General features: G+C 54.6%; 19 protein-coding genes and 1 pseudogene. 15 read left to right on the top strand and 5 right to left on the bottom strand.

Going from position 1 to position 20,443, the window contains the following annotated elements; all coding sequences use genetic code 11:
* Positions 1–18: 18 nt before the first annotated feature.
* The 3 genes from HDF16_RS25325 to HDF16_RS25310 all read left to right on the top strand — a co-directional run bounded on the left by HDF16_RS25325 (position 19) and on the right by HDF16_RS25310 (position 3,399).
* Positions 19–180: a hypothetical protein gene (locus tag HDF16_RS25325; RefSeq protein WP_184222900.1), complete on the top strand. Its 162-nt coding sequence runs from the start codon at positions 19–21 to the stop codon at positions 178–180.
* 1,114 nt (positions 181–1,294) lie between these two features.
* Entirely contained in the window at positions 1,295–1,618 is a 324-nt protein-coding gene (locus tag HDF16_RS25320; protein ID WP_184222898.1) for a hypothetical protein, read from the top strand.
* A gap of 881 nt (positions 1,619–2,499) precedes the next feature.
* Positions 2,500–3,399, top strand: coding sequence for an NmrA family NAD(P)-binding protein (locus HDF16_RS25310; protein ID WP_184222896.1), 900 nt, complete (start codon positions 2,500–2,502; stop codon positions 3,397–3,399).
* A 31-nt stretch (positions 3,400–3,430) separates the two neighbouring features.
* Here the strand turns inward: HDF16_RS25310 and HDF16_RS32160 are convergent.
* Positions 3,431–3,688, bottom strand: a pseudogene (locus HDF16_RS32160) (Mu transposase domain-containing protein); the annotation flags it as partial.
* 543 nt (positions 3,689–4,231) lie between these two features.
* Here HDF16_RS32160 and HDF16_RS25300 point away from each other — a divergent pair.
* From HDF16_RS25300 to HDF16_RS25290, 3 genes are all read left to right on the top strand, one after another.
* Complete coding sequence (locus tag HDF16_RS25300; RefSeq protein WP_348641431.1) at positions 4,232–5,407, top strand: Gfo/Idh/MocA family protein; 1,176 nt, start codon at positions 4,232–4,234, stop codon at positions 5,405–5,407.
* Between the two features lie 121 nt (positions 5,408–5,528).
* A complete protein-coding gene (locus HDF16_RS25295) occupies positions 5,529–7,322 on the top strand; it encodes a glycoside hydrolase family 15 protein (protein WP_184222894.1) in 1,794 nt (597 codons plus the stop codon).
* Between the two features lie 113 nt (positions 7,323–7,435).
* Positions 7,436–8,422 carry an acyl-CoA desaturase gene (locus HDF16_RS25290; RefSeq protein WP_432432284.1) on the top strand — a complete coding sequence of 329 codons (987 nt, stop codon included), beginning with the start codon at positions 7,436–7,438 and terminating at the stop codon, positions 8,420–8,422.
* Positions 8,423–8,937: 515 nt separating this feature from the next.
* Here the strand turns inward: HDF16_RS25290 and xth are convergent.
* The 3 genes from xth to HDF16_RS25270 form a co-directional block, all read right to left on the bottom strand.
* Entirely contained in the window at positions 8,938–9,693 is a 756-nt protein-coding gene (gene xth, locus HDF16_RS25285; protein ID WP_348641433.1) for an exodeoxyribonuclease III, read from the bottom strand.
* A 241-nt stretch (positions 9,694–9,934) separates the two neighbouring features.
* Positions 9,935–10,690 carry a hypothetical protein gene (locus HDF16_RS25275; RefSeq protein ID WP_221313163.1) on the bottom strand — a complete coding sequence of 252 codons (756 nt, stop codon included), beginning with the start codon at positions 10,688–10,690 and terminating at the stop codon, positions 9,935–9,937.
* Between the two features lie 176 nt (positions 10,691–10,866).
* Positions 10,867–12,960 (bottom strand): catalase, encoded by a 2,094-nt coding sequence (locus tag HDF16_RS25270; protein WP_184222890.1) that lies wholly within the window; start codon positions 12,958–12,960, stop codon positions 10,867–10,869.
* A gap of 267 nt (positions 12,961–13,227) precedes the next feature.
* On the opposite strand from HDF16_RS25270, the gene HDF16_RS25265 reads away from it, so the two are divergent.
* The 5 genes from HDF16_RS25265 to HDF16_RS25245 all read left to right on the top strand — a co-directional run bounded on the left by HDF16_RS25265 (position 13,228) and on the right by HDF16_RS25245 (position 17,178).
* The gene (locus HDF16_RS25265) at positions 13,228–13,920 is read left to right on the top strand and encodes a PIG-L deacetylase family protein (RefSeq protein ID WP_184222888.1); all 693 of its coding nucleotides are present in this window, start codon (positions 13,228–13,230) and stop codon (positions 13,918–13,920) included.
* Positions 13,921–14,098: 178 nt separating this feature from the next.
* Entirely contained in the window at positions 14,099–14,500 is a 402-nt protein-coding gene (locus HDF16_RS32155) for a class I SAM-dependent methyltransferase (RefSeq protein WP_184222886.1), read from the top strand.
* Entirely contained in the window at positions 14,497–15,207 is a 711-nt protein-coding gene (locus HDF16_RS25255) for a glycosyltransferase (protein WP_184222884.1), read from the top strand. The genes HDF16_RS32155 and HDF16_RS25255 overlap by 4 nt, the downstream gene beginning before the upstream one ends.
* Before the next feature lie 1,028 nt (positions 15,208–16,235).
* Complete coding sequence (locus HDF16_RS25250) at positions 16,236–16,706, top strand: ferritin-like domain-containing protein (protein WP_184222882.1); 471 nt, start codon at positions 16,236–16,238, stop codon at positions 16,704–16,706.
* Between the two features lie 247 nt (positions 16,707–16,953).
* Positions 16,954–17,178 carry a hypothetical protein gene (locus tag HDF16_RS25245; protein ID WP_184222983.1) on the top strand — a complete coding sequence of 75 codons (225 nt, stop codon included), beginning with the start codon at positions 16,954–16,956 and terminating at the stop codon, positions 17,176–17,178.
* A 26-nt stretch (positions 17,179–17,204) separates the two neighbouring features.
* Here the strand turns inward: HDF16_RS25245 and HDF16_RS25240 are convergent, their stop codons facing one another.
* A complete protein-coding gene (locus HDF16_RS25240; RefSeq protein ID WP_184222880.1) occupies positions 17,205–17,936 on the bottom strand; it encodes a sensor histidine kinase in 732 nt (243 codons plus the stop codon).
* A 171-nt stretch (positions 17,937–18,107) separates the two neighbouring features.
* Between HDF16_RS25240 and HDF16_RS25235 the strand changes: the two genes are divergently transcribed.
* The 4 genes from HDF16_RS25235 to HDF16_RS25220 all read left to right on the top strand — a co-directional run bounded on the left by HDF16_RS25235 (position 18,108) and on the right by HDF16_RS25220 (position 20,389).
* Positions 18,108–18,536 (top strand): low affinity iron permease family protein, encoded by a 429-nt coding sequence (locus HDF16_RS25235; protein WP_184222878.1) that lies wholly within the window; start codon positions 18,108–18,110, stop codon positions 18,534–18,536.
* A 38-nt stretch (positions 18,537–18,574) separates the two neighbouring features.
* Positions 18,575–18,952, top strand: a complete 378-nt coding sequence (locus HDF16_RS25230) for a response regulator (RefSeq protein WP_184222877.1) — start codon at positions 18,575–18,577, stop codon at positions 18,950–18,952.
* Positions 18,953–19,058: 106 nt separating this feature from the next.
* Positions 19,059–19,856, top strand: a complete 798-nt coding sequence (locus HDF16_RS25225) for a GAF domain-containing protein (RefSeq protein ID WP_184222875.1) — start codon at positions 19,059–19,061, stop codon at positions 19,854–19,856.
* 95 nt (positions 19,857–19,951) lie between these two features.
* Positions 19,952–20,389, top strand: coding sequence for a ferritin-like domain-containing protein (locus HDF16_RS25220; RefSeq protein ID WP_246410040.1), 438 nt, complete (start codon positions 19,952–19,954; stop codon positions 20,387–20,389).
* Positions 20,390–20,443 lie beyond the last annotated feature (54 nt).

The following is a 20,443-nucleotide window of genomic DNA, read 5'->3' as shown; positions in this document are numbered from 1 at the left end:
GGTCCGAAAGGAGCGACTATGGTCGACCACAGCATTGATGAGCGTGTCCACTTGCCGCTTGAAATTTTGACAAACCTGTTTTATCTTACGAGACGGGAATCTGAGGATGTGCAGAAGGTCGTCGGTTACATGACGATTGCTGAAGAGCAAGTATTGAAGCTGGCGGCTATTTTGGGCTAATGTCTTGAGATATGCGGTACGTTTTGATGGCTAGGCTTAGGTTTTTATTCAGATCAACAATTGACTGTCTTATGTCGTACGGCGCACTGACCAACCGAACACAAACCAGTAGGATCCAGCGAGATTAGCGGCCGCTTGAGGAAATCATGTCTAAACGAATTCTGATTCATGGTGCCGACCCGATCCTCTTGGAGACCCGGAGTCGGATACTTTCATTGAATGGTTTCGCCGTAGAGACAGTGCTCAACGTGTCTATCCTGGCGGATCTGATTCAGTCTAGAAGACCCGACTTGCTCGTCGTCTGCTTTAGCCTCCCATCTGACTCACAGCAAAGAGATGTGCGGGCTGCCAACGCGCTCCGCCCTAAGGTCAAATGCTTGGTAGTCGACCCCCGTATTCATAACGGAACCGAGATCATCGAGGCGGACGCGGTTTTTCATGCTTTTGACGGTCCTGCGATGTTCATTACTGAAGTTGAGAAGTTAGTTTCCCCGAGCAGTGACCAATTCAGTTCTGCCACTACGTTGTGAAGCCTCCAAAGCTAGACCTACTGTGAGGAGAGATAACTTTTATGCGCCCGGCAAAACCATGTTCAGGTTCATTTGGTACCCGTACACAGGAAGCTCTTACGCGTAACTTAGATCGCGCGCAGTGGAAGCAACACCCCTGCGAGGTATGCGGGCAATGGGTCGAAGGTCAGCCGTCCTCGATCGGGTGGGCCCCCTCAAGTCATTGGCCATCTATTAAGTTCGGAGAAACGCACCGAAGAGATGCAAACGTAACAAGTACAAAAAGAACGGCCAGTCACGCGTAGAGATCATTCCGCGAGACTACGGTTTCCCCTTTCCGCCCCCACTGACGGCGTAGCGGTCCGATGAAAATCCACATCGCGAAGGCACGGTCAATTTTATGGCGGAACGTGCTCGATTTATGATCGGCGGCTATTGATGAGATCTAAAATACGTTTCGGATCATAGGGAAGCTAGCGACCTCGCCTGCCGAGCATTCTTTGGCGCAAGCAATACACGGAAAGACATGAACGAACCAAGCTCGTCTTCAAAGTTCAGAGTCCCGCAGCCGCACCTATCCGTATGCCCATGCACAGGTTCGACAAATGAAGTCGCTTTATCCGGTCACTCCCGACGGACGATATTTCGTGGTCAAGGGGCGTCTCTGGCGATGCGCGAACCCTTCACTTCCTGCCGAAACAAGGCAGCGCCTTGTTAGGGAGCTGATGCAGGCGCGGAGGGAGAAGGGTGAGGCTATGCGTAATGAGGACGAGCTCGGTCGCGAAGCAGCGCGGCAGAAGGTCGACAAAACCAAGCATGAGTTGGGTGAACGGGGATCGGTTTGGTGGACGGACGGCACCCCCGACTGGAATCGGCACATGGCAATTAATACACCCTATGCTGACTGGTTTATCCGTTTAGCAATATAGACGCTTCAACCTCACGCTCTTGTTGAGACGTGCCCAATCGGCATCGAACCGTTAGCTATGGATCCAACCTCAGACACACCGATACGTCTCCGACAGGCGCTACGCAAAATCGTGAGCGAGCCGATACGAACTCTGGTTCCCCCGTGGAGTTGGAAGGCCGCGGCTTTCGCGGCTGCAGTACGCGGGACGGCGTTTTTCGCGACAAATCTGCAGGCAGGTCGCGGAGAGGCGACGAAGGCACTCGTTGTGGAAGCGATATTTGCTTTCGTCACGGGAGGTTTGATCGGAGCCATATCACAGCAACTAAGGAACGCTGAACCTGTATGGGAGACTGCTGCGGTGGTCTGGATTGGTTTGCCGGGCGTCATGTTGCTCGCGCAGTCGGGGGTTGACCGGCTTGCACATACTCCTCACCTCAGCGGGGGTCTTGTTCTTTCATTTTGTCTTTCCGCACTCTCTGCAGCTTTCAGTTGGTACGCCATGCGTCATGGCGCGATGTTGGGAGGGTCCGACGAAACGACAATCCTTCACGATATCGAAGTGTTACCGAAGATCTTTCTTAGCTTCCTTCTCGCCGCTCCTAGAGTCATAGGTTCTAGCTTCAACCCAAAGCGCGGTGGCTAGACTACTTCTTCTCTCCGAGCGCTACAGATGGCTCAGACCGGGCTTTGGGGCACCGGGAAAGGGCATTAGAGTTTAGATCGTCATCAGTGCGGCTGGAGATATCTCAGCCGATCCCTTACCCCAGTTCTAGAGGATGGCCAGTCATTTCTGACTTCGGTGCGAGTCGTATCCGGAAGGACATCGTCACATTGCCTTTAGTGGCATCTCAATTCGGATGGCCATCACGAAGTGTGAGAGAAGCCACTGAGGTGCCATCGATGAACCAGAAACAGATCGTGTTAGCGGGTGCGACAGGAAACCTGGGCCAACGGGTCGCGCGGGAGCTACGCATTAGGGGTGCGTCTGTCCGCGCAATCGTTCGTCCCGGCACAGAATTCACAAGACTCAGCGCCTTACGCAGACAGGCAGTCGAAATTGTCGAAGCGGACTTGAATGTGCGAGCAGAAATTGTGAGTGCTTGCCAGGGTGCCTCTTGTGTCATTTCGACTTTGCTAGGCTTGGACAAAGTGCTGATCGACGCTCAGGGAGCCCTCTTGGACGCGGCCATTGAAGCGCAGGTCCCCCGCTTTATCCCGTCCGACTATGCGATGGATTTCACCAAGATTAAACCGGGTACAAATCGCAACTTCGACCTCCATAGGCAGTTCAAGGCGCACCTGGATCTTGCGGCAATTCGATCGACGACAATTCTTAGCGGCGCGTTCATGCACCTCCTAGCAGGCGATGCTCCTCTGGTGCTGCCCAAGATTAAGCGCGTACTGTATTGGGGTAACGATCCCAATCAACCGCTTGACTTCACGACTATGGACGATACGGCAGCTTATACCGCGGAAGCCGCGCTGGATCCCGATACGCCGCCCATCTTGCGCATAGCCGGCGAGCAGATCAGCGCAGCCGGACTGGCGAAAGTGGCCTCTGAACTGAGTGGTACGCCGTATCATCTGTTTCGCGGCGGCGGAGTGGAGAGATTGAGGCGGCTGAGCAGGATCATTCGCGTCTTCACGCCTGACTCGGAATCGCCTTTTCCGATATGGCAGGGCATGCAGTATCTCTACTGCATGTTCGAAGGAAGCGGAAGGCTGACGCCACTCGATAACAAACGCTATCCAAATCTTCAGTGGACCGGCGTACAGACAGTTCTGAAGCAAGTTCTCTAAGAGCAAGTCCTCAACCAGGAGAGCGAAAATTCTAAAGAGCGGCCGAAAGCCATCGGAGCAACGTGCGCGCCGCGCATTTCCAGACCACGCTAAGTTCCTCTCTTAACTTGGAGTGGCCGAGCGACTCGCCCGTCGTGGACCGGAGACATGCTCGGAAGTACAATCCGGATCGCGCATCGAAGATGCTTCGGTGCCGTGCGATGACCTCGCTGCCACAGGCGATCACTACCTCATGGACGTAACCCTTTACCAGAACCTGACAGTGCCCGTACTCGGTTGGCACAGAGTTTCTGTTTCCTCCTCTGCGGGTATGTCAGGTAAAACCGCCGCATGTACTCGAGGTTGCTTCGCGAAAAGCCGTTGCCGAAGACGGTGAGGCGCTCTGTCAACTCTTTCAGCAACTATTTGCCATACTCTGCGCGGTCCGCTCCGTGTGGTTCCTGCTCCACAATCCGGCGACCAATCTCATAATGGGTATACACCTTCAGGAGATTGCCCCCCCCGCAAGGCTGACGGGTGCGCTGACAGGATCAGAGTTCGGATACGTCCAACAGATCGACAGACTTGAGTGCTGCAGGCATAACGGAAGTGTAGAAGTTTCAGCCGTGAACAGCTTGGAGTCTGGACTGAAGATCAGGGGCAACGAGGAGGTCCGGCACTTCATCGGCTTTTCTCCACAACGCCTCAAAGCGATGGACTTTTTCGATGGAACAAATCGAAATTTAGGGACTTCCCTGATCTCCCTGATTGTCTTGCATCACACAAGGAGTGCTTGCGGAAGCTTCCGGAAACATTGGAATCCCTTCCCATCAAGCGCTCAAAGGAGCCACACGTGGGAACAGTCATTATGGGGATCAAAGAAGCGCTCGGTTTTGAATCGGAGAAGAAAGTCCGGTACGCCATTGTCGGCGCAGGGGATATTGCTCAGGAAGACATGATGCCCGGGGTGGGGCACACCGGAAACTCAGAGATCACAGCGTTGGTGACCTCTGATCCGAAGAAGGCGGAAGACCTAGCCGCAAAGTACGAAGCCAAGGCCACGTTCAGTTATGAGGAGTTCGAGAAAGCTCTGAAGTCCGGGACTTTCGATGCAATCTATCTTGCCACGCCAAACTGGCGTCATGCTGAGTTCATCGTTCCCGCGTTGGCCGCTGGGATTCATGTACTGACTGAGAAGCCGATGGAGGTCTCGACAGAGAAGTGCGCAGAGATCCTTGCGGCGGAAAAGGCCTCAAGTGCTAAGCTCATGGTGGCTTATCGACTGCACTTTGAGCCGGCCACGCTGGACACAATTGACAAGGTGCGCTCGGGGGAACTCGGCGATGTCCACCTGTTTGCCTCAACCTTCGCTCAGCCGGTGGACCCCGCGAATCACCGCGCTCACTCGGGTAAGCTTGCCGGCCCAGTACTCGATATGGGACCGTATCCGGTCAATGCGGCACGTTACATCTTCGGCGACGAACCGACTGAGGTCGTGTCCGCAGTAGGAACAAAGCACCCAGAGTCCGGTTTGGATCAAGACTTTGCCGATACGGTCGCGGTCACCCTACGCTTTCCGGGCGAACGGCTCGCGCAATTTAACCTCTCGTACTTTGGCAACCCGACTAACAGCTTTATCGCTGTTGGGGAAAAGGGAAGTGTCATCCTCGATCCGGCCTACATGTTCGGCAAAGGACTTGAGCAGACGGTTTCGATTGGTGAGAAGAAGAGCAAGGAGTCCTTCAAGAACACGGATCACTTCGGTGGCGAGATGAAGTATTTCTCTGACTGCATTCTGACTGGAGTGGATCCTGAGCCAGACGGTGAAGAAGGATTCGCCGACGTGCGTGTTCTTGAGGCCATCATCGAAGCACTGGAGACTGGCCAGTCGGTCAAGCTGGAACCGTTTACCCGTACTAAACGCATCGACACTACAGCGCAAAAGATGATGCTCGGAGCTGTCTCAACGCCGGATTTGGTGGACGCCAGCAACCCCGGCAAAGGCGTAGAGAAACAACCAAAGAACTGAGAGATCGTGCCTGGACTCGCTTGGAATGGGGTCCAGGCATTTCCATGTTAAACACATCGAACATCCCGTTCGTCCTAGAGTTGAGACCGCAGGACAAAGCCAGAGGCTTGAAATCTACATCATGGCAATTGAATATCCGTTTGGCGGCAATGTATCCCGGCGCGTTCTGCCTTTGCAAGACTATGCAGCAATTGGAGACGGACGCTCCGTTGCACTGATCGGCCGCGACGGTTCGATTGGCTGGTGGTGCGTACCAAATCTAGACTCGGAGCCTCTATTCGATTCTTTGCTCGACGAAAAAGCGGGCGGAGTCTTTACTCTGCAGCCGAAGGGTCCATTTGCGTCAAAGCATGTCTACCGGAAGGACAGCAATGTCCTCGAGACAACCTTCACGACCGAAACCGGTGTGGTCCGCGTTACTGACTCCTTGAACAGCAGCCTGGCTGGCCGTCTACCTTGGTGCGAACTGGCCCGCAGGATCGAGGTGCTGAGCGGTGCAGTTACTCTTAGCCTTTCGCTCGTTTGCGGGACAAGAGATCAAACCGCATCTCCATGGCTACAGCCCAACTGTAACGGAACCATCTTTCATGTGGGACCAGTCCTCGGGATGCTTAGGACGAGCGACAACGTCCACATCACGGAACAGGGGGATCGTGGCATCTTGGGTGAGGCCGCACTTGCTCGGGGCGAGCGTGCCTTGATCGCTGTCGTTGCGGGAGAAGATCAACCAATCGGCATTCCTTCGACCAAAGACATCGATCGCCGGATTGACGTGAGTGACACGGCATGGAGGGCATGGGCGCAAGGATTGCATTATGACGGTCCGTATGCCGACTGGGTGCGCAGAAGTGCACTTATTCTGAAACTGCTTCTCTTCTCGCCTTCAGGAGCAATTGCGGCAGCAGCGACAACGTCGCTCCCCGAGAAGATCGGTGGCAAGAAAAACTACGACTACAGATACGCTTGGGTACGGGATGCTAGCTATACCTTGCACGCTTTCCTCTGGCTCGGGCAGATACCGGAAAGTCAGGCGGCAGTCGCATGGTTACTGGCACGCCTTGGGGAAGCAGGAGCGAAGGTCTGTTTTCGCATGGATGGCACACCAGTGCCCCCGGTTCAGGAGAAGGGCTTGCCTGGCTATCAGAAATCCTACCCCGTGGTCACTGGAAATGCGGCTGGCACTCAGAACCAACATGGCGTTTACGGTGACATCTTCGAGGCAGTCTCGCTGTTTGTCGCTTCAGGCAACATCCTGGACCAAAAGAGTGCAGTGATCCTCGCTTCACTTGCCGATGAGTGCGCCGATCGGTGGCGACAACCCGACTCCGGCATGTGGGAACTCGAGGAAACCCGCCATTACACGATGTCAAAGGTAAGCGCCTGGCAAGCGCTCAACCGAGCAGTGGAACTGGCGGAGAAGGGACATATTTCCGCTTCCTGTGCGCCCCGCTGGATCCGCGAGCGAGACCGGATTGCAACGTGGGTTAATGAGAATTGCTGGTCGGAAAGCCTCTCGGCCTACACGTTCTATCCGGGAACCGTGCGTCTCGACGCATCGCTTGCTTTAGCAGTTCGCTTCGGTTTCCCAGACCGAGAACGGCTTGCAGCCACATGTGAAGCCATCCACAAGAAGCTTGGACAAGGACCTTTACTGTATCGCTACACAGGAGCAGAGAAAGAAGAAGGAGCGTTCCTCGCATGTTCTTTCTGGCTGGCCGAGGCATACGCCACACTTGGGCGCAGGCAACAAGCCGACGCCCTCATTCGTGAAACATTGAAGGTTCTCCCCCAGGACATTGGGATACTGGGTGAACAAATCGACGTGAAAACGAATGATTTCTTGGGAAACATGCCCCAGGGCCTGAGCCACTTGGCGCTTATCCATGCGGTCATGTCGCTAGATTCAAGACGGTAGGCGCCCCAGGCAGTTTCGCGAATCGGCCAAAAATGACCGAGTTCTCGATGTGAACCAATGCTTACTTCAGAGTCCGTAAGCCATAGACATTACAAAAGTCTGACGATCCACACATGTTCCCCGGCCGTCTATCCAGCATGCCGAGTCCGACGAATGTGATCCTTTCATCATCAGCGTCTGTTGTTACCCTTCAAAATGAGGAGGAACGTGTATCCTGCGAAGACCCGCAAACGTCGAGCGTTTATGCTTTACCCCTGCAGATGGCATTGGCGAGACAGAAACAGTCCGCCTCTATCAATTGGCTCATTCTGGGATTCATGGTTCTTTTCCATGCAGGGGCACTCGCGGCACTCTTCCTTTTCAGCTGGTCCGCCCTGATCGTTTCAGTGATTCTCTACGTCTTGGCAATCAACGTCGGTATCGGAATGGGGTATCACCGGCTATTGACACATCGGGGCTACGAGGTACCTCGCTGGCTCAAACGGTTGATGGCTGTCTGTGCCACGTTGAGCCTGGAGGGAGGACCGCTTGTTTGGGTTGCGACGCACCGCATCCATCATCAACATACAGACAAACCAGGCGATCCACACTCTCCACACGAGGGTGGCTGGTGGTCGCACGCAGGATGGGTGATCCATGGTTCGGGAGCCCACGCCGAGCCCGTCTTGTTGAAGAAATATGTGCCTGATCTCATGAAAGACCCCTTTCTTCTTTGGCTTGATCGTTATCATTGGCTTCCACTCGTAGTCTTGGCCTGCGCTCTCCTGGCTGTTGGGGGATGGCCGTGGGTCATGTGGGGCATTTTCCTTCGAGTGACCATCGGGCTGCATGCTACATGGTTGGTTAACTCAGCGACGCACATGTGGGGCTCCCGAAGGTTTGCGACAAAGGACGAGTCCCGAAACAACTGGTGGGTAGCGATACTGACGGGGGGAGAAGGGTGGCACAACAACCATCACGCTCACCCAGCCTCGGCCCGTCATGGCATGACTTGGTACGAGCTGGATGTCAATTACTTCGGGATTTGGCTCCTTGGGAAGATGGGTTTAGCAAAGCACATCAATGCCGTAAGCGCTGCCAAGCTCTCTGGCGGCGCATAAACTATTCAATCCCGATCGACTGGAGCGATCTCATCCTGATCAGCCGCTGTTGCAAAGACGGTAAGAGGAGATCTGAGTCGTCAACGCTGGAACGGACACGCGGAGAGACTGCCCTGTTCCTCCATCGGTATTGTTCGCTGCGGGAATCCCGTCGATCGGCGGGAAGTCTGGGGCCGCGCTGATTCATAATGAGGTGTTCGAGCTTGCAATTTAGGATAAGAGGATGCGTTTCAAGTTTGCGTTCAACAAAACGATTCGAGGAACCCTACGCGTTTCCGCTACGGCTGTGGGCGGGTCCGATCATGTCCTATCGATCTATGACAATGATGAAGCTTTCGTTCGCCTACTTGAGCTAGCGGAACTTGACCCGGGCACGATGAGTTCTCTGAAGGGTTCCGCTGAACTTGCCTTCGGGTCGCCTAGGACTCCAGCTTGCTGCGAAGAAGTCGAGCTTACCGAGGAGCAGTTGACCGTCCTCAGGCTGAGTGACGCGCGAAGGCTCTACGCGTGAGCTCTCACCGTAAGGTGAGCAGAATTGGCGTGTGATCGGATGGCTTGAGTTGAGCGCGCGGTCCTTTGTCGATCTCGCAGGCTTCAATCTTCGATCGAAGCGACGGGGACACAAGGAAGTGGTCGATCCTGATCCCGCGATTGTTCTCGAACGCCTGGCGGAAGTAATCCCAGAAGGTGAACTGGCCGCCTTCCGCATGTAGCAATCGGAACGCATCGGTGTACCCAAGGGTGAGCATGGCCTGGTAGAGTGCTCGCGGTTCGGGCTGGAAGAGAGCATCGTGAATCCAGGACGCGGGTTTGTGGCAGTCAATGTTTTCAGGAATGACATTGAAATCGCCACCGACCACGGTAGGCACGCCACCGGCCTTCCATGCGCTCATCTTCACGAGTAACCGTTCCATCCAAGCAAGCTTGTAATCGAACTTTTCCGTTCCGATCGGGTTCCCGTTTGGCAAGTAGATGTCGACGATGCGGATGCCAGAGACCATGACCTCGAGATACCGGGCGTGCGTATCCGTTTCATCGCCCGAGAGTGCATTGCTGACGGATTCGATGGGCGACTTCGAGAGGATCGCGACACCGTTGTAAGCCTTCTGGGTCACTGCGACACTCTCGAAGCCAAGATTCTGGAAGACTTCAGAAGGGAACTCGGTTCCTTTGAGTTCTTGTAACAGAAGCACATCTGGATTCCGCGACTTGAGCCATGTCGTTACGTGGTCCAATCTTGCTTTGATCGAGTTGACGTTCCAGCTTGCGATTACGATGATCGTCTCTCATATTCTCTTTGAGATTGAAGTCAGTTCGATTGTCGAAGCCGCTTCAGGACAATTGTCTCCGATTCAGGGGTCGAGCTCCGGATCGCACGATCTTCTAAAGTCTTTGCTGTCTACTAGTGGCTAAACAGAGCGATCAAGATCACGATGGGAATTGGAACCCCGAGAAGCAAGAGCAGAATTGAGCGCATGGTTGACTCCTATAAAGCTGGATGGTCTCGGTTCACTAAAGGATAACGACCTTATCGCGCTGCTTGCCGCCAATGGTCCCGGCGAAACTGGCACAGAATGCGCCAATAAGCAGAGCAATGAAGATCCATAGAAGAGTGTGTGCGGTGGATTTTCGAGCTGCCTCGGTGGCTTGCTTCAAGGCTGCGTAAGTGTCTGATACGCGTTGGTCGGCGTCACTCTGACTCAGGCCAGTTCGTACGCTGACGAGGTGGCCTAAATAACTCTTGTCTGGGCCGGTGAGATCTCCATGCTTTAGAGAAGAGGCGAAGATAGTGGCAACCTCGTCGTATACCGCCGCTGAGTCAGCTTCAGGCTTGGACGTGTCGTTTCGGAGGATTGAATCGACAAAATAAGAGTTTGGTCGCTGCGTTGCCTTTCCCTCAAGCCCGCCCTCCGACGATGAAGCACCGATCATCACGGTTGCAGCCGACCCCAAGACTGCAGCTGTAACGACCAGAGCTGCTGACCAGGAAAGAAAGCCGTGGGCGGTGTCTCTGAAGTAGACCTCGTCCCCGTGGATCACAGTCCATCTTGTTCGCAGGCGCCCAGCGAGATAACCGCCCATGGCAGAGCTTACGATCTCCACGAAGATGATCCACAAAATCGACGCCGTTCCAAACGTTGATGCTGAGACGCCTTGATTCGACCAGACGGATACGGAGGAGAGTCCGAGCCCTGCTCCCAACGAAAGAAGAAGAAGGTAGAGGGCTGCAGTGACAAACGCTCCTGCGATCACTGCTGACCAGGACACTCCCGAAGCATTTGCTTCTGGATTTTCCGAGATGCTGTGATCTAGAGTTGAGGCTGATATTTGCGGCATGATCTCACCATTTCTTTCGAAGAAATACGAAACTGGTTCACCTGCATTTTTGTCGCGGGAATACTATACAGTTCGAACGCGGCACGGTCTGGGCAACCGGCTTCCGTTTAATAGACAGTGCGAACGCTCGGCTCACGATCCCATATTCGACCTTGGGCGGCCCTCGAAAGATAGGACTTCGTGTTGTTTCCGATTACGACTCCTTCATCTTCAACCACGCCCGCCGCTGCAAGAAGAGATCTAGAAGCCGTATTCGCTCCGATTACCTTGAGGTGAGCGAATGCATCGTGAACCCACGCTACTGCTGCCGCTTCAGTAGAAAGAAGGGTGGCCCCGGCCTCGGAAAGAGATACACAGACGGAGTCAAAGAGAACGGATGGTCCTCCTGCGAGCTGGAAGTCCGCTTCAATTAGAGTCTTGTCTGATGCGATTGCGCCACCGATCTTCGGAGCAATGATCTTCAGACTCGCCCCTGCCGCAATCACTGCTTTCTGAAGCGCCAATACGGCTTTGGCATCCGATCCATCTGCGACCAGACAGCCGATCACTTTGGTCGAGAGGCCAGGAATCATCTTCTTGGCGATACTCAAAGCATCCGAGGGCGGCAGGTCAGTTCTCGCCGCAACTGTGGTCGCAGTCGGCTTGATGGGCCCAAGCATCCCTAGTCCCTCCGCCACTCTTTGAGCGATTGTTGAACTCACATTCGCAAGCTGTCCCACCATCCGCTCTCGAATGGCTTTTGTATCCACCTTGCTGAGCTCGAAGATGAAGGCAGAGACGATGTGATTCTGCTCAGTTTCAGTCTGTGAGTTGAAGAACATCAGCGCTTGCGAAAAGTGGTCAGCAAAGGATTCTGGTCTGATGCGCAGCTTGTCGCCCTGCTCCGCCGCATGGAAAGAGCTGAAACCATTTGCCGGATCTTGACGTGGCGTGTCCGATTCAAGGGAGCTGGGAGAGTAGGAAACCCTGCCAAGCTGCGGGATCATGGTCATGTGGCCGTCGCGCTGCATATTTCTCATAGGGCAACGAGGGGCGTTCACTGGAATCTGCTCGTAGTTTGGTCCACCCAAGCGACTCAGTTGGGTATCGATATACGAGAGGTTGCGCCCTTGAAGCAGTGGATCGTTGGAGAAATCGATGCCGGGAACGACGTCCGTTGTCGCGAATGCGACCTGCTCAGTTTCAGCAAAATAGTTGTCGACGTTCTGATCAAGAACCATCTTTCCAATGATTCTGAGAGGTAAAGTTTCTTCTGGGATGAGCTTGGTTGCATCGAGAACGTCGAACTCGAACTTGTTCGCGAAGTCCTCATCGAACAGTTGCACTCCAAGTTCCCACTCAGGGAAGTTGCCTTCAGCTATCGCGTTCCAGAGGTCTCGGCGGTGGAAGTCCGGATCCGCCCCGGAAATCTTGAGCGCTTCATCCCAGATGACCGATGCCATTCCAAGCTTAGGACGCCAATGGAATTTCACGTAAGTAGAATCCCCCGCTTCGTTGATCAGACGGAAGGTGTGTACACCAAAACCTTCCATCATTCGGAACGAGCGGGGAATCGCTCGGTCGGACATGATCCACATAAGCATGTGTGTCGACTCCGGTACCAGGGAGACAAAGTCCCAGAACGTGTCGTGAGCGGTCTGCGCTTGCGGAAATCCTCGGTCCGGCTCTTGCTTTGCGGCATGGATCAGATCCGTGAACTTGATGGCGTCCTGGATGAAAAAGACTGGGATGTTGTTCCCGACGATGTCCCAGTTGCCTTCGTCCGTGTACATCTTTACCGCGAAGCCTCGCACGTCGCGTGCGGTGTCAGCAGATCCCATATTGCCGGCAACTGTGGAGAAGCGGGTGAAGAGAGGTATCTTTACGCCCAACTGCGTGAGAACGCGGGCCTTCGTAATACCCTTTAGCGAGTCGGTCAGCTGGAAGTATCCCTTCGCGCCAAATCCTCTCGCGTGTACGACTCGCTCTGGAATGCGTTCATGGTCGAAGTGTTGCGTCTTCTCGACGAGGAAATGATCCTCGATCAGGACAGGGCCACGGGGATTGGCCTTGAGAGAGTTCTCGTCGTCGCCGACGACGAGTCCCCGCTGGTTCGTCATTTGGGGGTGAGCCCCGCCCGAAACCTGATGGAGCTCGCCACCGACTCCTACTTGCTGATCTGGAACTGCTGCTGACGCCTTCTTAGGTTTTGCCTTGGACATCGTCGCCCCTCTCTGGGATGTTGCGCTTGGTACAGGGCCGGATCGTCCCGCGGCGGTGGAAGGTTCGCGTTGATGGAGTCGCTGGCAGTGGGATGCCAAAGTGGACGTAAGCGGAATGCAATTTGTCGTTTTTAGTTTTTCGACGACGGAATGCATACTCCGCGTTGCTTTAAGCGTCATATCGCGCTGTTAGCTTTGAGTTTTCCGAGAACTTGCCCCACCTCTTAGAGTTTTTTCGCAAGCGAACCTGGAGCTCTCTCCGCGTATATGCCTACGATCGTCCCTATCACTACAGAATCCGAATGGCTTCCGCTTCTGCAGAAGATTCCTATCTGGGATCCACCACTCGTTCCCACAATCGTTCTAGCCCCTCATCCTGACGACGAGACTCTGGGCGCCGGCGGGTTGATCGCGCGACTGCGAAAGCGGAATGTTCCGGTGAGCGTGGTTGCTGTGACCGATGGTGAGAATGCTTACTCGGATACAGAAGGCCTGGGCGAGATTCGAGTACCTGAACAGATCGAGGCTCTTCGCCGTCTGGGCGTTCCGGGATCTTCGATCTACAGACTCGGTCTCCCCGACCGGGACGTGAGCCTCCACGAAGGCAGGCTTTTAGCGCTCCTGGAACCCCTCGTTTCGGCGAACACCCACATCATCGCGCCTTGGCCACTCGACTTCCATCCGGATCACGAGGCGACCGGCCGCGCTGGGCAACGGATCGCATCGGAGTACGGCATCGACATTTCCTTTTATCTCTTTTGGGCCTGGCATCGCGGAGTTCCTGGGCTCCTCAGCGATCGAGCGTTCGTAGCATTGCCGCTTACAGATTCGGAGATCGAAATGAAGGCGAGTGCGCTAAGCGCTCATCAATCGCAGTTTGTGCACGCAGATGGTCAACCGATCTTATCTGCTGGGCTCCTCGAACCGGCGCGTCGAGCGTTCGAGGTCTATCTCCAGTGATCAACTCAACTGTGACCAATTTTTCGTCGCCGGAGTTTTTCGACGCAAAGTATCTCAATAAGGCTGATCCGTGGAACTTTTCAAGCGATGCTTATGAGCTGGCTCGCTATGAGCAGATTATTTCTCCATCTCGGACCGCCGCTACCGCCATGCGTTTGAGCCTGGCTGCTCCATCGGAGTGCTTACCGAAAAGCTTGCAAGGCACTGTGATTTGGTGACGGCTTTCGATTTCTCTGCTCCTGCAGCGCTTCAGGCCAAGACGCGGTGTGCATCCCTGGCCCAAGTGGATGTTCGTTGCGCGTCGATCACCGATGCATTCAATGGAGAGTTCGATCTCTTAGTCCTTAGTGAGATCGGCTATTACTTTTCTAGGCGAGTTTGGCAGGCGATCTCTTGGCGCCTATTGGATAGGCTTGCACCTGGCGCAGTGGTTGTCGCGGCACATTGGTTGGGCACGTCGGAACATCACAGCATATCTGGCGATGAGGTTCACGAGGTGCTACGTGCCCATCCTGGAATCTCATCGACACTCTCAACACGGAGTCAAGCTCTGCGCCTGGATCGGTTTGTCCGCCTATGATGACCCCATGGCACATCGCCATCGTTATACCTGCCAGGGACGAAGAAGAACTTCTTCCTCGCTGCCTTCGTTCCATTCTTACGGCGATAGCATTTCTTCCAGCGAACGTGACCAGTGATGTCGTAGTCGTCGCTGATCAATCGGCGGATAGCACCTTCGCTCTTGCGAGCGAAACGCTCCGGCATGCCGGTGTGGTTGTTGAGACAGACGCCGGTTGCGTTGGGTCAGCCCGCTCTTTAGGAGCTCGGTTGTCGCTTGATCGATCCAATGTTCCAACTGCCAGGTGCTGGTTGGCAAACACCGACGCAGATTGTGAGGTACCTGAGACGTGGTTGGTCGATCAGTTGGTTTGGGCGGAAGCGGGATACGCAGCGGTAGCTGGAATCATTGATGTGGATTCGTTCGAGGAGCATAACAAAGCTGTTCCGGAACGCTTTCGACTCTCGTACCTCCTACACCCTGATGGCACCCATCCACACGTTCATGGGGCGAATCTCGGAGTACGAGCTGATGCCTACCTGCTCGCGGGTGGTTGGCAAGATTTGGCGACTGCTGAGGATCATGACTTGTGGTGCCGGCTTCGCTTAGCAGGTCAGAATCACATCGCCGACGCAAGATTACGCGTACTCACGAGCGGCAGGCGAATCGGCCGTGCCCCACTCGGGTTCGCGGGAGCGCTCTCTGCCCACAACGAGCTAGTTATATGAGTTGCAAAACCCTAGAATTGCGCCTTCGAGAGCTTGTCTCACAGGTAAAAATCCCACTCCCCGGATCAGGCCGTACAGCGCAACGGCATCGCCTACTGGCTGAGACGGCACGCGAAGACATAAGTTTGGCAAAGATTGCGGAGGCACACTGGGATGCCCTGGCAATCCTTGCCGAGGCGGGTAGATCCGCTAAAGAAGGCGAAGTCTATGCCGTATGGGCTTCAGAGGTTCCAGCAAGTCCTCTTCGTCTAACTCGGGCAGATGACGGTCACGTTCTAAACGGGAGAAAGCCTTTTTGCAGTGGTATAGGTTTGGCCGATCGAGCACTTATCACTGTCGGCGACCCGGAGCAGCTTCTGGTCGAGGTGGACCTACGGGTCAATCAGCCCTACCTTGAAGGCGATCTGACAATTTGGCAGACAGATGCATTCCGGAACACACAGACCGGCAGCGTGACATTCTCTGGAGTGCGTGTTGATGCTGATGCGAAGGTGGGCGGACCGGCTTGGTATTTGGAGAGACCAGGGTTTTGGCATGGTGCGTGTGGCCCCGCGGCCTGTTGGGCCGGAGGGGTTGCCGGGCTGGTTGACTTCGCCCTCGCCAGCAAGCGAGACGATGCTCACACTTTGGCTCATCTAGGCGCAATGGAAGCCAACGTCTGGGCTTTGCTTTCTCTTCTGAATACGGCCGGTGATGAGATCGATGCTTCACCCACAGATAGGATCAGCGCCGAGCGTCGAGCGCTCCAGCTCCGTCACATGGTGGAACAGTCGGGTTCCGATATCCTTCGTCGATTTTCTCGCGCGTACGGACCACAACCCCTCTCGATGAATGAGTCCGTCTCAAGACGCTTTCAGGAGGCGGATCTATTTATGCGTCAATCGCATGGCGAGCGCGACCTCGAATCGCTTGGCCGTCTCGTGCGAAAGGGAGCCAATAACAGATGACGATTCCGCGGCCTCTGCGCGAGTGTTCACTGGCGTTTGCATCAAACCTCGAAGATCAGGTTCAAGGAAGGCACGCAAATCATGGTAAAGAATCCACAATTTCCTATAACCAAAGAAAAGCTCATCGAACTCCTCAATCAGGATCTGGAGCGCGAATTTCAAGCTGTCATAGCTTACGTCAATTACTCTCAGGTGCTGAAAGGTGCCGAGTACATGAACATCGCAGACGAACTCGAGGTGCACGCCAAAGAAGAACTCACTCATTCATTAAAGCTGAGCTACTGGATCGACCTCCTCGGCGGAATGCCAGCTGTCACCGCCAAAGCCGTCAAGACGAGTGACGAAGCAAAAGCGATGCTACGTTTCGATCTCGACAACGAGAAGGAGACGATCAGAAACTATCGCCGCCGTGTGCGGCAGGCGGAGGAACTGAATCAGTTTGCGCTCGGAGAAGATCTTCGTGAAATCCTCCGTGACGAGTCCGACCACTTGAATGCGCTTGCGACGGCCCTTGGTGAAGACACGCCAGACCCCGGCATAGCTGACGAATAACCTCAGTTGTTGGCTGACAATCCGTCAGAGTCATCGGCTCATGTCAGTGTTCGGCGTGAGTCGATGGGTTCCTGCGTTCTAGGCTGAATGCCTTGCCTGCTTAGTGCTTTTCTTCAACATCCTGCTTGTGGCGGGTGAAATGACGAGTAACAACGCCGATTGTAATGCTTCGATCTCATCTACTTAGGCTCTCGGGAACAGACGCTAGTGTCTTCTTTCTAGCCGCGGGTTGTCCTAAGATCAGCTAATGAGGTTCCTCGATAAGAACAATCTCTCGCTTCGGGAAGACTGGTACGGCAACAACGCCGCGATCTGCTGCTATGCCTGCGGCAAGGTCTTCCTCGTTTCTCAGATTCTGCATCGCAAAGGGCGCTCCTGCCCACAATGCGGACTGACGCATGCTTTAGTTAAGGGGGCCGAAGTTGCGATTGAGGAAAATCCGGCCCCTGAGACTTCGGCCAACAAAGCGTGATTGGCTCAGCTCTCGAGGCAATTTGACTACCCCGATTGCGGAAGATTGATTCGAAATGTTGTGCCGGTCCTGCCTCCGGTTCTTGAGGTTCTAAAACGGAGTGTTCCGCCATGTTTGGCGATGATGCGGCTCGAAAGCCAAAGGCCCAACCCCGTGCCGGACGCTTTGCTGGTGACATAAGGCTCGAAGAGCCGTGACGCAAAGCCTTCCGGTATGCCGGGGCCGTTGTCGGTGACGGTGATGTGGATACAATCTGGGCATCGTTTCACGCTGACACAGATATGGCCTTTTCCATCCTCCAACACATCGACGGCGTTGAGAATAAGGTTAGAAACGACTTGCAGGATTTCGCTCCCGAACACGGTAGCTCTTGCTGGACCACGATACCGTCGCGAGACCACGACCCCATGACGAAGCAGCTTGTCACTGTGCAATTTCAACGCGGATTCCGCAATCTCCACGAGATCGATCTCCTTTGCTGTCTGCTGCTCGCGATGAAATGTCAGCGCTTGGCTAGTTACTCTCCCCAAGGTCTTGAGCTGATCTTCAATTACATTCATGTTTTCGAAGACTAGGTCAGGCTGCTCCTTCTGAAGCTTAGTAAGGTAGACCAGATTTGTGATCGCCTCGAGAGGATTGTTGACCTCGTGCATAATCGCGCTCGCATAGCGGCTCGCAACGGCAAGTCGCTCGCTCCGTTCGAGCGCGCTCTCGGCCCGTGCTAACCGGTCTTCTAGTTCCTTGATTCTGTCTTCCATCCGCTCCAACTAGGCCCTCTATCAGATGCCTGAGGGGAAAGGTCTCTCAGTTCTCGGGTTGGATGTACAAATAGGCTTTGATGTTTATTAGGCGTCGTTATGATTTCGTTGGGGTTTGTACAATCATCAACCGCGATTCCAATCGCAGAAGAGCAGAATGAGGATTAGGGGATGGGCAATGAGCCAATAGAAGTTCAGGTTCGAACGACAAACGACTGGTTTGGGCGCTTCGCGGCGTCGGCCTCCGGCTGGCTGGGGTCGAAGTGGGCTTTCGCTGCAGCTGGGCTCATCATCGTGATTTGGGGTTTGACGGGGCCGTTGTTTCACTTTTCCGACACTTGGCAGCTCGTCATTAACACGGGCACAACGATCGTTACGTTTTTGATGGTCTTTCTTATTCAGAACACGCAGAATCGCGACGCCAGGGCGATCAATCTAAAGCTCAACGAACTCATTCGAGCGATCGACAAAGCAAGAGATCAGATGATCGACATTGAGAACCTGAGCGATCTCGAACTCGACGAACTGCAGGCGAAGTACGAAAAGATCAAAGCCGAATGCATGACTCGGGGCCCCAAAACAGCACGCAAAGAGACGTAGGACGCGCACGTAGGACTAGGATTGATCGAGAGGGAACGATGAACGACCGGCCAGAAATCAGGGTTTTTGTAGTGGATGATGAGAAAGTGATCGCGTCGACGCTGACCACGATTTTGAAACACAGCGGCTTTGCCGCAGTCGCCTTTACGAATCCCCTCGATGCGCTGAGCGCCGCCGACGAAAAAACTCCGGACCTTTTGATCTCAGATGTGGTGATGCCCGAACTGAGCGGCATCGAACTTGCCATTCAACTCAAGAAGAAAGCCCCATCCTGTAAGGTTTTGCTCTTTTCTGGACAAGCAGCCACCGCCGATTTGCTCGCTTCGGCCCGTAAAGGCGGCCATGACTTCTCCCTCCTAGCAAAGCCCATCCACCCTACCGACCTCCTGAACGCTATTCGAGAGCTGAAAAACTAGCGTCATTCGCTTTCGAGCACTTTGTACGCCGCCTTTGCTTGTTTTTCTTGTGCGCCGCCGTTGCCGAGCCGCATACTGATGTGGTCAGCCCCCTTCTTGGAGAGTCATGCAGATTGCATTGGACGAGACCGGCCTCGAAGTCCTCGATTTGAGAATCGATACGGCCTTTTCCGCTCGGAAACTGCATACACGAGACATTGGGGTCCAGATGTTAGGGCTTCAGCGGCTCTCCAAAGCCCTGCTAGAGCGACCGGAGACGATCCTCCAAGAGCTGGTGAACGCTGCCGTCGATCTCTGCGGCGCTGAGAGTGCGGGAATCAGTATCGAGCGGGAAAATGGGAGCGACGAGGAGTTCTATCACTGGATCGCAACTGCTGGGGTCTATTCAGGCTTCATGGACGCGATCCTGCCTCGTTACCCGAGCGCCTACGGCGTATGTCTGGAGCGAGGCCATCCCCAGCACTTCACGGTCAAGAAGAAGTTTTTCGACATCCTTGGGGTCGAGGCTCCTCCCGTGCTCGATGGTATCCTTCTTCCCTGGAAGACAGAGGAAACTCGCGGAACCATCTTCGTGATGGCTCACGATCGCGCTGAAGCCTTCGATGAAAACGATGCTCGGCTCATGACCATGCTCGCCGACTTCGCGGCAATGGGCTACAAGCAACAAAAGATGCACGCCCGGATCATCGCCCAGGAACGCAACGCGGCGGCGGCTCAGATGGCTCATAAGCTGGCGCACGAGATCAACAACCCGCTCCAGGGCATGACAAACGCAGCCTTCCTGGTATCGCAGGGAACTCCTGAAGACGATTCGAAGACGCTCGGGCTGCAGCTCGCCCACGATATCGACCGGCTGTCCGGCATTGTGAAAGAGATCCTCGCCATACCGTTCGATAAGGCCTGAGAACAGGGAATTGGACAGTGCTTGAGATTCGGCATCTCATAAAATGGTTTCTTAATACCTCATGGAGATGACGACACAATGGCATTGAAGACAGTTTGATCGACGAATTGCGCGATATGTACAGCGCTGAAAACCAACTGGTAAAAGCACTCCCTAAGCTCGCGAAGGGTTCGAAGAACCCGAAACTCAAATCCATCTTCACCGCGCATCTGACCGAGACCAAAGGCCAGGTCGAGCGTTTGAAAAAAGTCTTTGCTGAGCTGGGCGAGAAGCCGACCGGCCAACACTGCAACGGCATGGAAGGCGTGATCGAAGAGGGCAAGGACGCTCTTGAGGAAGACGAAGAGGGCTCCTCCTTTGAAGCTGGGCTCATCGGGGCAGCACTTCGCACCGAACACTACGAGATTGCAGGCTATGAGGCGTGCATCTCGATGGCGACTGCGCTTGGATTGCCGAAGATCGTAAAACTCCTGAACTCCAATCTGAAAGAAGGTAAGCGTCCTGTGTGGGCCGGGTGTACAGGGCTTGGTTGAGCCGAGATGATGTGTGGATGGTTGAGGTTGATCTGAGTGGTGTGGGCGCAGGCC

The sequence above is a fragment of the Granulicella aggregans genome (genome assembly GCF_014203275.1).
In the GTDB taxonomy this organism is placed as follows: Bacteria; Acidobacteriota; Terriglobia; order Terriglobales; family Acidobacteriaceae; genus Edaphobacter.
The sequence above is the reverse complement of the archived record's forward strand: the minus strand, read 5'-3'. Positions and strand labels throughout refer to the sequence as shown.